The organism is Mycobacterium sp. ITM-2016-00318 (assembly GCF_002968285.2).
Lineage (GTDB): Bacteria > Actinomycetota > Actinomycetes > Mycobacteriales > Mycobacteriaceae > Mycobacterium.
On record NZ_CP134400.1, the window covers coordinates 3746720 to 3763483 of the forward strand.

General features: G+C 65.6%; 20 protein-coding genes. 10 read left to right on the top strand and 10 right to left on the bottom strand.

Annotation, left to right across the window (positions count from 1 at the left end; genetic code table 11):
- Positions 1–55: 55 nt before the first annotated feature.
- Positions 56–970, top strand: coding sequence for an alpha/beta fold hydrolase (locus C6A82_RS18270; RefSeq protein WP_105348226.1), 915 nt, complete (start codon positions 56–58; stop codon positions 968–970).
- Between the two features lie 29 nt (positions 971–999).
- Here the strand turns inward: C6A82_RS18270 and C6A82_RS18275 are convergent, their stop codons facing one another.
- Positions 1000–1473, bottom strand: coding sequence for a hypothetical protein (locus C6A82_RS18275; RefSeq protein WP_105348225.1), 474 nt, complete (start codon positions 1471–1473; stop codon positions 1000–1002).
- 33 nt (positions 1474–1506) lie between these two features.
- On the opposite strand from C6A82_RS18275, the gene C6A82_RS18280 reads away from it, so the two are divergent.
- From C6A82_RS18280 to C6A82_RS18320, 9 genes are all read left to right on the top strand, one after another.
- Positions 1507–2790 (top strand): NADH-ubiquinone oxidoreductase-F iron-sulfur binding region domain-containing protein, encoded by a 1284-nt coding sequence (locus C6A82_RS18280; protein WP_105348223.1) that lies wholly within the window; start codon positions 1507–1509, stop codon positions 2788–2790.
- Positions 2791–2851: 61 nt separating this feature from the next.
- Positions 2852–3151: a ferredoxin gene (locus C6A82_RS18285; protein ID WP_105348221.1), complete on the top strand. Its 300-nt coding sequence runs from the start codon at positions 2852–2854 to the stop codon at positions 3149–3151.
- Positions 3148–4803 (top strand): thiolase C-terminal domain-containing protein, encoded by a 1656-nt coding sequence (locus tag C6A82_RS18290; RefSeq protein ID WP_105348219.1) that lies wholly within the window; start codon positions 3148–3150, stop codon positions 4801–4803. Before C6A82_RS18285 ends, C6A82_RS18290 begins: the two co-directional genes overlap by 4 nt.
- Before the next feature lie 44 nt (positions 4804–4847).
- Positions 4848–5669 (top strand): alpha/beta hydrolase, encoded by an 822-nt coding sequence (locus C6A82_RS18295; RefSeq protein WP_105348238.1) that lies wholly within the window; start codon positions 4848–4850, stop codon positions 5667–5669.
- Positions 5669–6487: an NAD(P)-dependent oxidoreductase gene (locus C6A82_RS18300; protein WP_105348217.1), complete on the top strand. Its 819-nt coding sequence runs from the start codon at positions 5669–5671 to the stop codon at positions 6485–6487. Before C6A82_RS18295 ends, C6A82_RS18300 begins: the two co-directional genes overlap by 1 nt.
- The gene (locus tag C6A82_RS18305) at positions 6484–7272 is read left to right on the top strand and encodes an NAD(P)-dependent oxidoreductase (RefSeq protein WP_105348215.1); all 789 of its coding nucleotides are present in this window, start codon (positions 6484–6486) and stop codon (positions 7270–7272) included. Before C6A82_RS18300 ends, C6A82_RS18305 begins: the two co-directional genes overlap by 4 nt.
- A 115-nt stretch (positions 7273–7387) precedes the next feature.
- Positions 7388–8590: a cytochrome P450 gene (locus tag C6A82_RS18310; RefSeq protein ID WP_105348213.1), complete on the top strand. Its 1203-nt coding sequence runs from the start codon at positions 7388–7390 to the stop codon at positions 8588–8590.
- Positions 8587–8787 (top strand): ferredoxin, encoded by a 201-nt coding sequence (locus C6A82_RS18315; RefSeq protein ID WP_105348211.1) that lies wholly within the window; start codon positions 8587–8589, stop codon positions 8785–8787. Before C6A82_RS18310 ends, C6A82_RS18315 begins: the two co-directional genes overlap by 4 nt.
- Positions 8784–9989, top strand: coding sequence for a cytochrome P450 (locus tag C6A82_RS18320; protein ID WP_105348210.1), 1206 nt, complete (start codon positions 8784–8786; stop codon positions 9987–9989). The genes C6A82_RS18315 and C6A82_RS18320 overlap by 4 nt, the downstream gene beginning before the upstream one ends.
- 21 nt (positions 9990–10010) lie before the next feature.
- Here C6A82_RS18320 and C6A82_RS18325 read toward each other — a convergent pair whose 3' ends face one another.
- The 9 genes from C6A82_RS18325 to C6A82_RS18365 all read right to left on the bottom strand — a co-directional run bounded on the left by C6A82_RS18325 (position 10011) and on the right by C6A82_RS18365 (position 16744).
- Complete coding sequence (locus C6A82_RS18325) at positions 10011–10298, bottom strand: DUF1330 domain-containing protein (RefSeq protein WP_105348208.1); 288 nt, start codon at positions 10296–10298, stop codon at positions 10011–10013.
- Between the two features lie 41 nt (positions 10299–10339).
- Positions 10340–10531 carry a ferredoxin gene (locus tag C6A82_RS18330; RefSeq protein ID WP_105348206.1) on the bottom strand — a complete coding sequence of 64 codons (192 nt, stop codon included), beginning with the start codon at positions 10529–10531 and terminating at the stop codon, positions 10340–10342.
- Positions 10528–11823 carry a cytochrome P450 gene (locus C6A82_RS18335; protein WP_105348205.1) on the bottom strand — a complete coding sequence of 432 codons (1296 nt, stop codon included), beginning with the start codon at positions 11821–11823 and terminating at the stop codon, positions 10528–10530. The genes C6A82_RS18330 and C6A82_RS18335 overlap by 4 nt, the downstream gene beginning before the upstream one ends.
- A 126-nt stretch (positions 11824–11949) precedes the next feature.
- Positions 11950–12795, bottom strand: coding sequence for a TauD/TfdA family dioxygenase (locus C6A82_RS18340; protein WP_105348203.1), 846 nt, complete (start codon positions 12793–12795; stop codon positions 11950–11952).
- Between the two features lie 13 nt (positions 12796–12808).
- On the bottom strand, positions 12809–13144 hold the full coding sequence (locus tag C6A82_RS18345; RefSeq protein WP_105348236.1) for a hypothetical protein: 336 nt from the start codon (positions 13142–13144) through the stop codon (positions 12809–12811).
- Positions 13145–13146: 2 nt separating this feature from the next.
- Positions 13147–14406, bottom strand: a complete 1260-nt coding sequence (locus C6A82_RS18350) for an aromatic ring-hydroxylating dioxygenase subunit alpha (protein ID WP_105348202.1) — start codon at positions 14404–14406, stop codon at positions 13147–13149.
- Positions 14407–14444: 38 nt separating this feature from the next.
- The gene (locus tag C6A82_RS18355) at positions 14445–15188 is read right to left on the bottom strand and encodes an SDR family NAD(P)-dependent oxidoreductase (protein WP_105348200.1); all 744 of its coding nucleotides are present in this window, start codon (positions 15186–15188) and stop codon (positions 14445–14447) included.
- A gap of 29 nt (positions 15189–15217) precedes the next feature.
- Complete coding sequence (locus tag C6A82_RS18360; protein WP_105348198.1) at positions 15218–16240, bottom strand: ferredoxin--NADP reductase; 1023 nt, start codon at positions 16238–16240, stop codon at positions 15218–15220.
- Between the two features lie 51 nt (positions 16241–16291).
- Positions 16292–16744 (bottom strand): MarR family winged helix-turn-helix transcriptional regulator, encoded by a 453-nt coding sequence (locus C6A82_RS18365; protein ID WP_105348197.1) that lies wholly within the window; start codon positions 16742–16744, stop codon positions 16292–16294.
- Positions 16745–16764 lie beyond the last annotated feature (20 nt).

The window sequence follows — 16764 nt, forward strand, 5'->3', positions numbered from 1 at the left end:
AGCGAGGACCGGTGGGCCCACGCCCGAAGGGCAGGGGACGAGCGGGAGCCGAACGATGACACAGACGAGCACAGAGGCGGGCCCGAAGCTCAAGCGCGGCGAGAAGACTTTCGAGGTCAATGGCGGCAATGTCGTCTACGAAATTCTCGGCAAGGAAGGGGATTTCATCGCGCTGACGCCCGGCGGCCGGTTCAGCAAGGACATCCCCGGCCTTCGGCCGTTGGCACAGGCGTTGGTCAAAGGCGGCTACCGCGTCCTGCTGTGGGACCGGCCGAACTGCGGCAAGTCGGATGTCCAGTTCTACGGCAAGAGCGAATCGCACATGCGCGCCGAGACGCTGCACGCGCTGATCACCGGTCTCGACATCGGACCGTCCATTATCGCGGGCGGCTCGGGCGGAGCCCGCGACTCGATGCTGACGACCATGCTCTACCCGGAAATCGTGCGAAAACTGGTGGTGTGGAACATCGTCGGCGGGGTCTACGGCTCGTTCGTGCTCGGCGGGCACTACGTGGTGCCGAGCATCCTCGCGGCCAAGGGCATGGGCGTAGAAGGCCTGTTGCACGTCGGCGAGTGGAAGGAACGCATCGCCGACAACCCGGCCAACGAGGCGCGGTTCCGCGCACTCGACGTCGACGAGTTCCTCAAGCTGATGCGCCGCTGGCTCAACGCGTTCGTCCCCAAGCCGGGCCAGACGATCCCCGGGGTCGAGGACGAGATGTTCGACAACATCAAGGTGCCAACGCTGATCATCCGTGGCGGCGAGAACGACTGGGACCACCCGAAGCGCACCTCGCTGGAGATCCACTGCCTGATCAAAGGCTCCAATCTCATCGACCCGCCGTGGCCGGAGGACGCCTGGGAACGCGCAGGCGAGAAGTTCGCCGCCAGCGGAGGCAAGAAGTTCTGCCTGTTCGACACGTGGGTGCAGGCCGCGCCCGAGATCCTGAAGTTCCTGGACCAGAAATGACTGTCAGGCGGACGAGTGGGGCGGCGATTTCACCGGGTTCGGATGTGCACCTCACAGTTGAGGGAAGCCTCCAGTGCGGTGTGGATTCGGCTTTCCGGCACGCGTTCGAGGTCAGCCTTGCGCAGGATGACGTGAACGACGTCAAGGCCGTCATCGCCCGCGGTTCGGGTGATCTCGCCGACGAGGCCGAAACCGGCGAGCACGCCGCGGGCGTCGTCATCGGTACCTCTGCTGACGTAGGTCAGCACACCGGCCGCAGGCTCAGTTTCAAACGCTCTCGCGCACAACGCAATCGCGTCGCGCTTCAACCCGTCTGCGTCGCCGCCGGCCATCAGCAGCTGCACCTCGCGCCGAGCCGCGGGCATCGCGGCGATGTTGTTCTCCAGCACCTCGATGTCCGCCGCATCGACAAGGGCGCGAAGGGCCGCCATGCCGTCTGTTAACTCGTCCGGCGTGAGGCGGCCTGCGGGGTCCACCTGCACACGCACCACCGCGGTTCTCATGTGGGAAACCCTATCCGCGGACAGGAGGGCGCCATGACAGCCACAACCGATCTCGCAGTGACGGTGTGGCCCGGTATCGAGGCCCGGCTGCTGCGCACGGGCACCGAGGATTACACCGACTACCGGGCCGCCGGCGGGTACCAGCGCGTCGACGACCTCGACGGCCTGCTCGGCCAGGTCGACCTTTCGGGTCTGCTCGGCCGCGGCGGGGCGGCGTTCCCGCTGGCGGTCAAGATCAAAACCGTCCGCGACAATGGCCGAGCGTCCGGCGGCGCGGTGGTCGTCGCCAACGGCGAAGAGGGCGAACCGGCATCGGTGAAGGACCGCTGGCTGCTGCGGCACCGCCCGCATCTTGTGCTCGACGGGCTCCGGCTCGCGGCGCAGATGGTGTCGGCGAAGCGGGCGCACGTATACGTCTCTGACCGGTCGGCCGCGGACTCGGTGCAGGCCGCACTCGACGAGATCGAGGCGGACGTGCTCGACGGTCTGTCGATCACGGTGCTGACCGTCGCGGCCGGTTACGTCGCGGGCGAGGAGACGGCCGCGGTGCGGGCACTCAACGGCGGACCGGCCAAGCCGACGGACAAGCCGCCTCGCCCGTTCACCGAAGGCGTCGGCGGGCTGCCGACGATGGTCAGCAATGTCGAGACGCTCGCACTGCTCCCGTTCCTCGCACGGCACGGCGCCGAGGCATTCCGTCAACAGGGGACGTCGGCGTCGCCGGGAACGTTTCTGGCGACGATCACGGGTGGCGGCAGGCCCGCCGCGCTGTACGAGCTCCCGCACGGAGTCGCGTTCACCGACGTGCTCGAATTCCATGGCGTGCCAGCCGATCAGGTGCACGGTGTGCTGATGGGCGGCTACTTCGCCGGTCTCTTGAACCGCGACGTCCTCGACATCACTCTCGACCACGAGTCGCTGCGCCGTCTTGACAGCGGGCTTGGCTGCGGCGCCGTCACTGTCCTGACCGACGACTGCCCACTGGCCGTGGCGGCATCGGTGATGGCCTATTTCGACCGCGAGAACGCGGGCCAATGCGGATCGTGTTTCAACGGCACGGCCGCGATGTCGGCTGTGACAGAAGCGCTCCGAGACGGCGTGGCCACGAGCGAGGACCTCGCGCGATTGGAGCGTTGGTCGGTGGTGCTTCGCGGCCGCGGCGCATGCGCGACGCTGGACGCCGCCACGAACATCGCCGCGAGCCTCCTGGCGGCGTTCCCGCAAGTGGTCGCGCGGCACTTGAACAACGACTGCGATACATGCCGCGGCGGTGCCTACAAGGCATTGCGGCCCTATGAGATCGAGGCGGTGGCATGAGCGACGCTTGCGAGCGAATCATCGGCACGGAATTCGGCTTCCGAGCCTGCGAGGCGGTCGCATGAAGATTCGTCTCGACCGCACGATATGCGACGGTTTCGGTGCTTGCGCCAAACACGCACCGGAGTATTTCTCGCTCGACGACTGGGGATATGCGTCGCTGGAAGGCAACGGCACCATCCCCGAGGAGGATCAGGCGGCCGTGATGCGGGCGCTGTTGGACTGCCCGGTGCACGCCATCATCGAGATGGGCGAACATCGGCCGTCACGTGACGGGACCGCGCATTCGGCAACCCGGGAGGCGCCGGAGCCCCATCCTCAGACTGACGGCAACGAGGCGATATCGGAATTCGTCCGATGACGAGACCACTGCCCGAAGTCAACGCGCAGAACGAGTTCTTCTGGACCGCGGGCGCCGACGGCGTGCTGCGGATCCAGGAGTGCGGGGACTGCGACGCGCTGATCCATCCGCCGCAGCCGGTGTGCCGGTACTGCCGCGGCCGCAATATGGGCGTTCGCGACGTCTCGGGCGAGGCCACGCTGTCGGCGTTCACCGTCAACCATCGCTTTGGCTTCCCCGACCTTCCGCCGCCCTACGTCGTCGCACAGGTCGCGATCGTGGAAGACCCGCGGGTCCGATTGACCACCAACATCGTGGACTGCGAGCCCGACGACCTCGAGCTGGGCCAGACGGTGGCGGTCCAGTTCGAGAAGGCGGAGGACAAGATCGGCACCGTCTGGTTGCCGGTGTTCACGCCGACTCCCGAGAAGAGGACCGGGCCGCAGGCCGTCGACGAGATCGCACCGGAGGACTTTCCCAAGTTCGTCTCGCCGATGTTGACCGAGAAGAAATTCGAGGATGCGGCGGCGATCACGGGCATCGGCATGTCGAAGATCGGCAGGCGGCAGATGGTGGCGCCGCTGTCGCTGACGATCGACGCGTGCCAGCAGGCGGTGGCCGATGCCGGTCTGACGTTCGATGACATCGACGGGCTCTCAACGTATCCGGGACTCGACATCGCCGGTATGGGCGAGGGTGGCGTCAGCGCCCTTGAAGGCGCGCTGGGCCTGCGCCCGGCATGGATCAACGGCGGGATGGACACCTTCGGTCCCGGCGGCTCGTTGATCGCCGCGGTGATGGCCGTCGCCACGGGTATGGCCCGCCACGTGCTGTGCTTCCGCACACTGTGGGAGGCGACCTTCCAGCAGTTGATGAAGGAAGGCAAGATGGCGCCGCCGGGAGGTGGGCGCACCTCGAGCTGGCAGATGCCCTTCGGCGCGACGTCGGCCGCGCACACCCTCGCGTTGAATGCGCAGCGCCATTTCGACCGGTATGGCACGACGAGGGAAACCCTCGGCTGGATCGCGCTGAACCAGAGGGCCAATGCGGCGCTGAACCGGACGGCGATCTACCGCGAACCCATGACCATGGACGACTACCTGAACGCGCGGCCGATCACCACTCCGTTCGGGCTCTACGACTGTGACGTGCCGTGCGACGGTGCGATAGCGGTGGTCGTGTCGGCTGTTGAAACCGCGAAAGACCTGCCGCAGAAGCCCGTGCTGTTCGAGGCGGTCGGTACCCAGATCGTTGAGCGCACCGACTGGGACCAGACCACGCTGACACACGAGCCGCAGGTGTTGGGCCAGTCCGCGCACATGTGGACGCGGACATCGTTGCGGCCCAGCGATGTCGACGTTGCCGAACTCTACGACGGCTTCACCTTCAACTGCCTGTCGTGGCTCGAGGGACTCGGCTTCTGCGGGATCGGCGAGTCGAGAGACTTCCTCGACGGCGGCAAGGCGATCGCGCGCGACGGCGTGATCCCGCTCAACACCCACGGCGGTCAGCTCTCGCACGGACGCACACACGGTATGGGGCTGATCCACGAGGCCGTCGTGCAGTTGCGCGGCGATGCCGGTGAACGTCAGGTCCGCGACGCCCGTGTCGGCGTCGTCAGCAGCGGTGGCCTGACCCCGAGCGGAGCGATCCTGCTGCGGGCAGCGGAGTGAATCTCGCCCCTCGTCCGCGCGTCGTCCTCGTCGACGGCGTGCCGATGTCGGCGTTGGTGGCGTCGGCACCCGAGCCGAAGGCGGTGATCATCGCGGTCCACGGTGGCGCCACGTCCGCCGCGTATTTCGACTGCCCGGCACACCCGGAGCTGTCGCTGCTGCGCGCGGCCGCCGCCGACGGCTACACGGCCATCGCCCTTGACCGCCCCGGCTACGGCGCCTCGGCGTTCTATCACGACGACATGACGGAGCCGGACAGGCGCGTCGGATTCGCACTGGGCGCGGTGGACAAAATCGTCGGTGAAAGCTCCCGCGGGGCAGGGCTTTTCCTGCTGGCGCATTCCGCCGGCTGTGAGATCGGGCTGCGGATGGCGACCGACGAACGGGCGAGCGACGTGCTCGGTGTCGAATTGTCGGGAACCGGACTGCGCTATGGCGACGAGGCGAAAGTCGTCATCAGCCAGGCCACTGCGACGTCGCGCCCCGCGGGCCTTCGCGATCTGCTGTGGCAGCCGACCGACCTTTATCCGCCGGAGGTGCTGACCGGCGGGCTTTCGGCACCGGGCGCACCGTATGAAGCCGACGTGACGGCAAACTGGCCCCGCCGCGACTTCCCTGAGGTGGCGAGCCGGATCACGGTCCCTGTCCAATTCAGCGTCGCCGACCACGAACGCGTATGGGCCTCCGCCCCGGAGGCGGCCGAAGCCATCGCCGCGCTGTTCACCTCGTCGCCGCGGGTTGTGGTCAACGAAATGCCCGGCGGACACAATCTCAGCGTCGGCTGGACGGCTGGCGAGTACCACCGACGGGTGCTGGCGTTCGCCGGCGAATGTGCCAGCGCGCGAAAAGAACTGGAGGCGGGTTGATGCGCGTCGGGTTTATCGGACTTGGTAGCCAGGGCGGCCCGATGGCGCGACGGATCGCCGAGGCCGGATTCGACGTGACGCTGTGGGCGCGCAGATCGGCCACCCTCGAACCGTTCGCCGACACCCCCGCCAAGACCGCGCAGTCCCCGGCCGAATTGGCGGCAGGCAGCGATCTGGTGTGCATCTGTGTCGTCGGCGACGAGGACGTCAGGGAGGTCGTGGGCGGTGACACCGGTGTGCTGGCCGGACTCCCGGCCGGCGGAATCGTGGCGATCCACAGCACCGTGCACCCCGACACGTGCCGCGAGTTGGCTGACTTGGCTGCTGCACATGAGGTTTCGGTGATCGACGCCCCGGTGAGCGGTGGCGGCCCCGCTGCCGAGGACGGCAAGCTGCTGGTCATGGTCGGGGGCGACGACCGAGACGTCGAACGCTGCCGCCCGGTGTTCGCGACCTACGCCGACCGGATCGTCCACCTCGGTCCGCTTGGCAGCGGACAGGTGACCAAGATCCTGAACAACCTGCTGTTCACCGCCAACCTGGGCAGTGCGGTCAGCACGCTCGAATTCGGCGAATCCCTTGGCATCGACCGCAACCGGTTGTCCGAAGTGCTCAACAGCGGATCGGCGACGAGCAAGGCACTCGGCAGCGTCGCCGCTTTCGGCGGCACCCTGGAGCGGCTCGCTCCGATCGCTGGAGCCCTGCTGCAGAAGGACGTGCGGCACGCCGCCAGCATCGCCGACGCCGCTTCCGTGTCCCCGACAGCGGTGTTCGACGCCGCCGACGCCGCGCTGCGGGCGATGGACTTCCCGCGATGATGCGAGTCGGATTCATCGGCGCCGGACGAATGGGCGCACCCATGATCCGGCGTCTCGTCGAGGCGGGGCACGAGGTGCGCGCGCTCGGCCGCACCCCGGAGAAGCGCGTTGCCATACAAGATATGGGCGCGTCCGCGCTGGCGGAACCCGCGGCCGTCGCCGAGGGCGCCGAAGCCGTCATCGTCTGCGTTTTCAGCGACGAGCAGGTGCGGGAGGTCTGCCTCACCGAAGACCTGGCGGCCGCCATGGCTCCCGATGCGACTCTGGTCATCCACACCACCGGAAGCCCACGCACCGTTGAGGCGATCGCGGCCCGTGGTGTGCACGTGATCGATGCTCCGGTCAGCGGTGGTCCGCACGACATCGCCGCGGGGCGGGTGACGCTGTTCGTGGGGGGCGACGACCACGATGTGGCCCCGGTGCACCCGCTACTGAGCAGCTACGGCGACCCGGTCCTGCATGTCGGCGGACTCGGGGCAGGTCAGCTGGTGAAGCTGGTCAACAACACGCTCTTCGCGGCGCAGATCGGACTGGTGGCCGAGGGTGTGCGGCTCGGGGTGCTGTTCGGCGTCTCCGAGTCCGCACTGCTGGAGGCGCTGATGCACGGCAGCGCCGACAGTCGCGCGCTGGGCATGATCGCGAGGGCAGGCTCCGCGGCTGCCTTCATCGACGCCGTCGGCGATTTCGTCGGCAAGGACGTCGCGGTGGTCCATGAAACCGTGCGTGAGCTCGGCGGCGACCTCGGTGCGCTTGAAGCGCTCGTCGGCGCCGGCCTTGCGCAATAAGACACATTCCTTGGATGTCTCATTCTCTTTAATGGAAACGTCATTACCGCTAGAGTTACGACCAAAGCGGCTTTCGTAACGCTTCGGCAGCCAGCCCGCCGCTGATGAGGAGATCATGACCAAGCCGAAATTGGTGTTCAGCCCGTATTCGCAGGAGTACTTCGACGATCCCTATGCGATCTATCGGCGAATGCGCGACGAGACTCCGATCTACTACGACGAGGAAGAGGACTTCTACGCGCTGACCCGGCACACGGACGTGGCGGCGGCACTCAAGGACCACGAGTCGTTCTCGTCCACCCGCGGGTGCCACCTGTCCATGATCAAGTCCGGCCAGGGGTTCCAGAAATCGATCATCTTCATGGATCCTCCGGAACACCGCTTCATGCGCAGCCTGCTCAACAAGGCGTTCACCCCGCGGGCTATCCAGTCTCAGCACGGCACCGTTGTCGAACTCGTGGAGCACTACCTGTCCATGGTGGATCCGGGCAATTTCGATGTGGTGCAGGACTTCTCAGGCCCGTTCCCGGTCGAGGTGATCACCCGGATGGCCGGTGTGCCCGAGGAGTTTCGCCAGCAGGTCCGGCATTGGATCGACAGGGGTCTCGAGGTGAAGCCGGGACAGCTCTTTCTGTCCGACGAGAACATGCAGGCCAACATCGACGCCGGGGTCTACTACTACGGCCTGGTACAGGAGCGCCGGGAGAACCCGCAGGACGACATGATCAGCCGTCTGATCGCCGCCGAGATACCCGGCGACAACGGCGAAATGCGCAAACTCGACGACGTCGAGATCACCGGTTTCGTCGCCCTATTGGGCGGCGCAGGCGCCGAGACCGTCACCAAGTTGGTCGGTAGTGCCGTCGTCGAGTTCGCGCGGCATCCCGAGCAGTGGCAGATGCTGCTCGACGACCGCAGCCTGGTACCCGCCGCCGTCGAGGAATTGCTGCGCTACGTAGGTCCGGTGCAGTACAACGTGCGCTTCACCCTGAAGGAGACCGAAGTGCCAAGCGGCCGGATTCCCGCGCACAAGCCGGTGTTTCTGATGAACGCTGCCGCCAACCGCGACCCTCGTGCCTTCGACGACGGCGAGACATTCGACATCACCCGCGATCGCACGCAGGCGCAGAATCTCGGCCTCGGCTATGGCATCCACAGCTGCCTCGGCGCGGCGCTGGCCCGGTTGGAGACGACGATCGCCCTCGAGCACCTGCTCGACTTCATGCCGCGCTTCGAGGTCGACTTCGAGGGCCTCCAGCGCGTCACGATGCAGAATGTTGCCGGATATCATCACGTGCCCGTCAAGGTGCTCAAATGAGCCAGAAGATTGTCGTCGACTTCGGCCTGTGCGAGAGCAACGGGGTGTGCATGGGCATCATTCCCGAGGTTTTCGACCTCGACGATCAGGACTATCTGCATGTGCTCCAGGAAGATGTGACGCCCGAGAACGAGCAGCAGGTCAGAGAAGCCGTGCGCCAGTGCCCACGCCAGGCGATTTCGATTGAAGACGCGTGACGACATCTGAACTCGTCTTCGACCCCTTCTCCGAGGAATTCTTCAACGGACCGTGGGAGATCTACCGGCGTATGCGCGAGGAAGCGCCGGTCTACTACAACGACGAACATGACTTCTACGCGTTGTCACGGCACGAGGATGTCGCGGCAGCGTACAAGGACTTCGAGACCTATTCGTCGGCGTACGGATTGGACCTGTCGAGCGTCCGGTCCGACGAACCGATGATGGCGAAGATGATCATCCTGATGGATCCGCCCGAACACCGGCAGATGCGGAGCCTGGTCAACAAGGTGTTCACACCGCGGGCCATCGAGGCGTTGCGGCCGATGGTGACCGAGACCATCGACCGCTACATCACACGAGCCGAGGCCGACCGGTTCGATGTCGTAAGGGACTTCTCCGCCCTCTTCCCCGTACAGGTGATCACTCAGATGCTCGGCGTGCCCGAGGAGCACCGCCAACAGGTCGGCGAGTGGGTGGACATCACCCTGCGTCGCGAGCCCGGTCAGATCGACATGTCCGAGGAGGGGATGCAAGCGGTCGGGGAATTGATGGGCCTCTACTACAAGATCATTCAGCAGCGACGCGCCGAACCCCGCGACGACATGTTCAGTCGGTTGATCGCTGCCGAGATCGCACGGGAGGACGGTGAGCGCGAGACGCTCGACGACTTCGAGATCGCCGGGTTCGCAACCCTGTTGGGCGGGGCAGGGGCAGAGACCGTCACCAAGCTGGTCGGCAACGCGGCGGCGACGTTCGCGCGGTTCCCAGACCAGTGGCAGAAGCTGCTCGACGACCGCAGCAAGATTCCGGACGCGGTCGAGGAGCTGCTGCGTTATGAGGCGCCGAACCAGTACAACGTGCGTCGCTCCATGAAAGAGGTGACACTGCACGGTGTCACGATCCCGCCGGGCAAACCCGTTTTCCTGCTGGGCGGTTCGGCGAACCGCGATCCCGAGGCGTTCACTGACGCCGACACCTTCGATATCGACCGCGACCGCACAGAGGCGCAGAACCTCGGCTTCGGCTATGGCGTGCACAGCTGTCTGGGCGCTGCGCTGGCCCGGATGGAAAGTGCGCTCGCGCTCGAGCGTCTGCTCGACTTCATGCCGCGCTACGAGGTGCTGTGGGACGAGTGCAAGCGAGTCGCGGCCCAGAACGTCGCTGGCTGGTCAAGCGTCCCGGTGCGCGTGCTCAGCTGAGCCCGTGCCGTGAGCGCGCGATCAGCCCAGGCCGTGCAGGATGGCGCCGTTGCAGTCGGCGGCCGCCTGCCGCAGCTTGACCGCTTCCTGATAGGCGTCGGAGTTGTACCAGTCGCGGGCGGCTTCAACCGATTCGAACTCGAGCAGAACCGTCTGGGTGCCATGCCACTCACCCTCGAGCACCTCGGCCTTCTGGTCGAATGCCAGGATCGTCGCGCCGGCCATCGCCTTGCCGGCGAGCTTGGCGTACTCGGTCATCCCGGCGGGGTCCTTGACGTCCTCGGTGATGACTATGTAACCCTTCGGCACTGAAACTCTCCTCCATTGATTGTCGGCATCGCCGACGTGGCTCAGTCGTTTTCGGCGATTGCTTGTTCGGGACAGTTGACGATGGCCTCTTTCGCGGAGTCCTCCAGACCCGCGGGCACGTCTTCGGGATCGGCGACGGCGTATCCGTCGTCGGTCATGCTGAACACCTCCGGGCACAGGGTCAGGCACATGCCGTGGCCGCGGCACCGGTCCTCGTCGACGGTGACCTTCACGAGGCACCGTCTGCGAGGTCGAATTCGAGGTGCAGTTCGGTCAGCCCGCGCAGAATGTATGTCGGGATGTACTGGTAGTTACGGCTTCCGGCGGGACCGTGATGCGCTTCGCTGATCCGGATGTCGGTGGTGCGGTCCAGCAGCCGTTCGAGCCCGACCCTGGTCTCCGCACGTGCCAGCGGGGCACCGGGACAGCTGTGGATGCCACGGCCGAAAGCCAGGTGCTGGCGCGCGTTCTTGCGCTCGGGGTCGAACGAATCGGGATCCTCGAACCGACGCGGGTCGCGGTTGGCGGCCCCGTTGACCACCATCACGGTGCAACCGGCACCGAGTGATTCGTCGCCGATGGTGGTCGGCGTCCGCGACAACCGGAAATCGCCCTTGACCGGGCTCTCGATCCGCAGGCACTCCTCGATGAAGTTCGGCAGCAGGCTGCGGTCGTCGCGCAGCCTGCGCTGGATGTCGGGATGGTCTCCCATGACCTTCAACGCGGTGGACAGCAACCGCACCGTCGTTTCCTGGCCGGCGGAGAAGACGTTGGTGGCCACCCGCACGACGTCGGCGACCGAGGGCATCGTGCCGTCCGGGAAAGTCGCCGTCGCCAGCCCCGTCAGCACATCGTCACGGGGCTCGCGCCGACGGTCCTCGACATACTCGGCGAAGATTTCGTACAGGTATTCCAGCGGAGTCTTGGCCAGTGTCTTCTCAGCGTTGCCGAGCCCGCTGCCGTGGGTTCCGCGGGCGAGCCGCTCGAGCAGTTCGGGCCGGTCCTCTTCCGGCACGCCGAGCAGATCGGCGATGACGCGCAGCGTGAAGGGAGCCGCGAATCCCTTGATGAACTCGCCCTCCCCCGGCGCCAGGAACTCGTCGAGGATGTCGTCGGCGAGCGCCCACATCGCGTCCTCGTTCTCCTTGAGGCGCTTGGGAGTGATCAGCCGCATCAACAGTGCGCGGTGATTGGTGTGCGTCGGAGGGTCCAGCGTCGGTAACTGGTCGCTGAACGGGATCTCGTCGCGGTGCTCCACGATCAGATCCGTGATGTCTCGATCTTCCAGGCCCTCCAAGGATACGGGGAATCCGGGAAACGGGCCGGTGACCGAGATGCAGGAGGAGAACGTCTCGGCGTCGTTGTAGACGTCGACGGCCTCCTGCCAGCCGGTGACCATCGTCACGCCGTAGTGGTCCTCGCGGCTGACCGGGCACTTGTCGCGAAGTGCCGCGTAGAACCGGTACGGGTCATCGGTCAGACGGCTGTCCCGAAAGAAGTCGACCGAGGTCAGGTCCTCCGTCATGCGCGCTCCGTTTCCACGAGTCCAGGCCACGAGAACGTGATTCTCATATGCGGGTATCAGGTTTTCACAATGGGCACGTCGCCGTCAACGAGGGCGCTGTGCGCTCGCCCAGCGCAGCGGCGGTATCTATTGGATCGGCTCGTCGCCCAGCACCGTCGTCCGTAGCATCTCGCGCGGCGAATCGCGGTCATATGGCGCCGCTCGGTGCAGGACACCGTTGTTGTCCCAGATCACCGTGTCGCCGACGGACCAGCGGTGGCTGTACACGAGGTCCGGCTGCGTGGCGCGGTCGAGAAGATCGGCGAGCAACGCCCTGCCCTCGTTGATATCCATCCCGACGACGTAGTCCGCCGATGCGCCGAGAACCAGCGACTTTCGGCCGCTGCGGTGCGTCCACACCAGGGGATGCTCATGGGTGGGGCGGGACCGCCACTTCGCCACCAGCTCCGGCGACGGATCAGAATCGACCCGACGTTGCGACGCCTCCAGCGAATGCACCACTCGCAGCGCACCCAGGCGTTCCTTCTCCTCCTCGCTGAACGCCTCGTAGGCGGCATAAGAGTTCGCGAACTCCGTCTCACCGCCACGGTCGGCCACCTGCTTGGCCGACAGCACGGTCGCCTTCTGCGGGCATTCGCCGTTGGTCGGGGTGCACCCGTCGATATGCCAGTCGAACGTGGCCCGTAGATAGTCCGCCGAGGCATTCTTCGACTTGTCCAGCGTCACCGGGTAAATACCGGCGACCGGATGATGCCCGTCGGAGGAGTGGTCGATGTCGCCAAGTCGCCTGCAGAACGCCACCTGCGCCTCGGGCCCAAGGCCCAGCCCTGGAAACACCAGCACACCACTGTCCTCGAGCGCATCCAGGATGGCGGCGCCCAGTGCGTCGTCGGTGGCCAGCAGGTCGGAATCCAGACCGGTCACCTCAGCGCCCACCGATGCGGTGAGCTTGTTGATCGTCAGCAGACTCATGTCCGTCCCGTCCTCACGGCACCGGCGCGCTGACGCGGTGCATGACGGCGTCGGCGGAGTCGGCGGGTTTCTGGGTGCCGAAGACCTCGACGGCCATCGACACCATGATCATCGAATAGACGAGGCGCAGGAGGTTCAGCGCATCCTCTGGCACATCGTCGAGCGGGAACTTGTCGCAGTAGTCGATCGCCTCCTCGAAACGAGGAGTGAACGCATCATAGAACTCCCGAATCTCCGGCATGGGCGTGGCCAACCGGGTGGCCCAGCGCTCCGGTTCGGTTGCCAGACACCACTTCTCGGCGAACTGCTCGAACTCGGCGAAAGCACTTGGTAGGCGGGCATCGGTCATGGTCATACCCCCACCGGGCTACGTTCGGCCTTGTACTCCTCGACCCAGTCGACGGCGACCTTGTGTAGATGCCGTACGAGTATTTCCTGGTCGCTGAGCGGAAAATCGTCGACGACGTCGTACTCCAACGCTGCCTGCGTGCCGCCGAGCATGCCCGCGTCCTGCAGCGCGAACTCCTTGAGCACCACAGAGGCGACCTCGTGTTCGATACGCTCATGGACGGTGCGTGCGGGGTGAAAGGCGTTGTACGCCTCGAACTTATGGGTGTTGTGCGAGGTCGGCCAGTAACGGTACAGCAGATACCAGCCGTGGTAGATCAGGATCTCAAGGTTCGGGAAGATCTGGAAGTTAGTGATGCCCCACGGTTCGATCCCACCCGGGTTCAGGCCGGCCGACTGGTGCGTCTCCGGTGTCCGCCAGGGCCCGACAAGTCCGCTGCGCGTGACTCTTTCGATCGGATACATGTACTCGGGGGCGAGTAACCAGCGTCTGGTACCCGCGGTCGACACCAGGCGGTGCGGACCGTCGATCTGGAAGTGTCCGCATTCGAACGTCTGGTTGGGCTGGCGCACCTCGCTGGGCACCTGCTGGCTGTGCAGCGAGGGCACATGGTAGTACTCCTGGAAAGCGTCCGCGAAGATCTTCCAGTTGCTGTTGTTCTGCGCAGCGAACTCGTAACGCTCCGTCATCAATTCGAATGGATAGTCGTCGAGCGCGGTGATCATCGGCCCGAGGAACTCGCGAAGTGTCCATCGCGGCTCAGGGTCGAAGTTGATGAAGATGAACCCGTTCCAGATGTCGCACTGCACGGGCTTTAGCCCATACTGCGCAGTGTCGAGGCCGAAGAACTCGCCCTCCTGCTGCACGAACGTCAGGTCGCCCTTCAGGTCATAACGCCATCCGTGGTACTTGCAGGTGAACTGACGGCAGGTGCCCTTGACCTCCTCGTTGGGATAGTCGTTCCACACCAGCTTGTTTCCGCGGTGACGGCAGATGTTGTAGAAGGCGCGGATCTGCTGGTCCTTACCCCGGACCACGATCACCGAGGTTCTGGCCGCGTCGATCTCCTTGGTGAGGTAGCTACCCACGCGCGGCAATTCCTCGACGCGGGCGACGTTGAGCCAGGCCCGTTTGAAGACGGCCTCGCGTTCGAGTTCGTAGAACTCGGGTGAGGTCGAGTCGCGGAACGAGATCGGCCCGGTTCCGAGTCCCGGGTAATGCTCCGTCCAGGTGCCCTCTGCCGGCTTAGGCCACTTCCCCATGCGAACCTCCCTGTGGTGGTTGGAATCTCGAACATTCATCACATCACCGATCCGCCGTTGACACCGAGTGTCTGTCCGGTGATGAAACCGGCCTCCTCGGAGCACAGGAAGCCGACCGCGGCGGCGATGTCATCGCCCGTACCGAGATGTCCGAGCGGAACACTGGCCGCCATCTGCTCGTTGGAGGGCAGATGGCCGGACGCCTGTCCCGCGTGCTGCATCGGCGTCTCGATGGCCGACGGCGGAATGTTGTTCACGGTGATGCCCGCCGGACCGTATTCGCGAGCAAGGGATCTGGTCAGCGAGAGCAGTGCGCCCTTGGACGCGGCGTAGTGCGCCATGCCCGGTGAACCGCGCTGGGCGCTGGACGAGGAGATCATGACGATGCGCCCCCAACCGGCCTCGAGCATGTCGGGCACCGCGACCTGACAGCAGTGGAAGGTCCCCGTGAGGTTCACGTCGATCAGACGCTGCCAGGCTTGCACGCTGATGTCGGTGAACGGCGCCCAGTCCACCGCACCCGCGCTGGTGACCAGGATGTGCACCGGGCCCAACTCGCTGCGCACCTTGGCGAAGGCTTCCTCGACAGCCGCGCGGTCGCGAACGTCGGCGGCCACCCCGAGCGCCGTCACGCCTTCTGCGCGCAACTCCTCCGCGACCCGTTGGGCCGCCTCGCCGTTGAGGTCGAGCGCGGCCACCTTGTGCCCGCGCCTACCGAGTTCGCGGCAGGTCGCTTCGCCCATCCCGGAGGCTCCCCCGGTCACCACCGCGACGCGGATCAACCGAGTTGTCCCATCACTCGACCTCGCTTCTACTCGTAGACCACATGGACTGATCGGCTCGTAGGTAGAGACTGGCATGTCAGCACCCAGCCGTCGGCCACTTCGTCGTCATCGAGCGCGTCGTTGTTCAGCATCCTCGCGCTGCCGGAGACGATGCGCGCCATGCACGTTCCGCAGGAGCCGGTCTCGCACGACGATGGAGCCCGCAGACCCGCGATGCGCGCGGTCTGCAGCAACGTGTTGCCTGCGCGGTAGTCGGCGGTGGTGGTCTTGCGATCGAGTTCGATCACGACTTCTTCGGTCTGCTCGGAAGCAAGGGCGGCGTCGGTGGAAACCGGTTCCACCGAGAAACGTTCGAGGTGAACACGTTCGTGCGGCACACCATAGCCGAGCACCGTGTCCTCCACGGTGTCCATGAAGGGTCCGGGGCCGCAGATGTAATAGTCCGCCGCACCGGCGCCGGCGACGAACGACTCGACCACCGAGGCCGTCACCACACCGCTGTCGTCATCGATGTGGTGCTGGACCACCAGCCGGTCTGCGTGCTCGTCGGCCAACCGGGTGAGCGCATCGGCGAAGATCACCGATTCGCGACTGCGGTTGGCGTAGAACAGCCGGATCTGCCGCGACGAGCTCACCAGCGCCGTGCGCACCAAGGACATGATCGGCGTGATGCCGCTGCCACCGGCGAACGCCACGATCTCGTCGGCGGTGTCACGCAGACAAAACCGACCCTCGGGCGGCGCGGCGTGGATCTCCAACCCTTCGGCGACGGTGTCGTTGAGCCAGTTCGACACCACACCGCCGGGATCACGCTTGACGGTGATCTGCAGGTCGTCTTCGAGCGGTGCCGACGACATGGAATAGCAACGGCGAAGTTCCTGGCCCCCGACTGTGACGCGCAATGTCAGAAATTGACCGGCCCGATACTGGTACTGAGCTGAGCAGCACTCCGGCACGTCCAGCACCAGGGAGACGGCGTCAGACGTCTCGCGTACGACGCGCTTGACGCGCAGCGGCGCGAAGCCGTCGGCATCACTGTTCTCAGCCATCGACTCCAATATATCAAGTACTTGTCATTCATCTCAAGTACTTAATACTCCCTACGAATCGATGTGATCTTCGTACAGCTCGTGGCCCGTGCCCTGCTCGACAACGCGCGCCAGCAGCTCACGCAGGGTTTTCTGCTCGGTCTTGGTCAGCACGCCGAAGACCTTGTCATGCGCGGCGATCGCGTCGCTGACGACGGCTTCAGCCACCTCGCGGCCCTGGTCGGTGAGGAACGCCTGCAGGATTCGGCCGTGTTGAGGGTCCTGCTTGCGCTCCACGAGCCCGCGCCGTTCCAGTGCGGTGAGCGCGAGCTGCACCCCTTGCGGACTGATCAGCATCCGCCGAGCCAGATCAGCCCCTGACAGCCCCGGTTCGGCCGACAACTGGCGCAGCACACCGATCTGCGCGGTGCTGACGCCGTGCTCGCTCACCGCGTCGTTGACCGTGGTCAAGGAGAAGTACCACGCCTGCTTGAGCAGCCACAGGATGTTGTCGGTTTGTTCCACGCTCGCTCCTCTCGGTCTGG

Coding starts and splice junctions, on each gene's coding strand:
- C6A82_RS18295 (WP_105348238.1), top strand. CDS start 4,848: ATGTCGGCGTTGGTGGCGTCGGCACCCGAGCCGAAGGCGGTGATCATC.
- C6A82_RS18315 (WP_105348211.1), top strand. CDS start 8,587: ATGAGCCAGAAGATTGTCGTCGACTTCGGCCTGTGCGAGAGCAACGGG.
- C6A82_RS18270 (WP_105348226.1), top strand. CDS start 56: ATGACACAGACGAGCACAGAGGCGGGCCCGAAGCTCAAGCGCGGCGAG.
- C6A82_RS18360 (WP_105348198.1), bottom strand. CDS start 16,240: ATGGCTGAGAACAGTGATGCCGACGGCTTCGCGCCGCTGCGCGTCAAG.
- C6A82_RS18345 (WP_105348236.1), bottom strand. CDS start 13,144: ATGACCGATGCCCGCCTACCAAGTGCTTTCGCCGAGTTCGAGCAGTTC.
- C6A82_RS18300 (WP_105348217.1), top strand. CDS start 5,669: ATGCGCGTCGGGTTTATCGGACTTGGTAGCCAGGGCGGCCCGATGGCG.
- C6A82_RS18335 (WP_105348205.1), bottom strand. CDS start 11,823: ATGACGGAGGACCTGACCTCGGTCGACTTCTTTCGGGACAGCCGTCTG.
- C6A82_RS18285 (WP_105348221.1), top strand. CDS start 2,852: ATGAAGATTCGTCTCGACCGCACGATATGCGACGGTTTCGGTGCTTGC.
- C6A82_RS18340 (WP_105348203.1), bottom strand. CDS start 12,795: ATGAGTCTGCTGACGATCAACAAGCTCACCGCATCGGTGGGCGCTGAG.
- C6A82_RS18290 (WP_105348219.1), top strand. CDS start 3,148: ATGACGAGACCACTGCCCGAAGTCAACGCGCAGAACGAGTTCTTCTGG.
- C6A82_RS18310 (WP_105348213.1), top strand. CDS start 7,388: ATGACCAAGCCGAAATTGGTGTTCAGCCCGTATTCGCAGGAGTACTTC.
- C6A82_RS18275 (WP_105348225.1), bottom strand. CDS start 1,473: ATGAGAACCGCGGTGGTGCGTGTGCAGGTGGACCCCGCAGGCCGCCTC.
- C6A82_RS18350 (WP_105348202.1), bottom strand. CDS start 14,406: ATGGGGAAGTGGCCTAAGCCGGCAGAGGGCACCTGGACGGAGCATTAC.
- C6A82_RS18280 (WP_105348223.1), top strand. CDS start 1,507: ATGACAGCCACAACCGATCTCGCAGTGACGGTGTGGCCCGGTATCGAG.
- C6A82_RS18305 (WP_105348215.1), top strand. CDS start 6,484: ATGATGCGAGTCGGATTCATCGGCGCCGGACGAATGGGCGCACCCATG.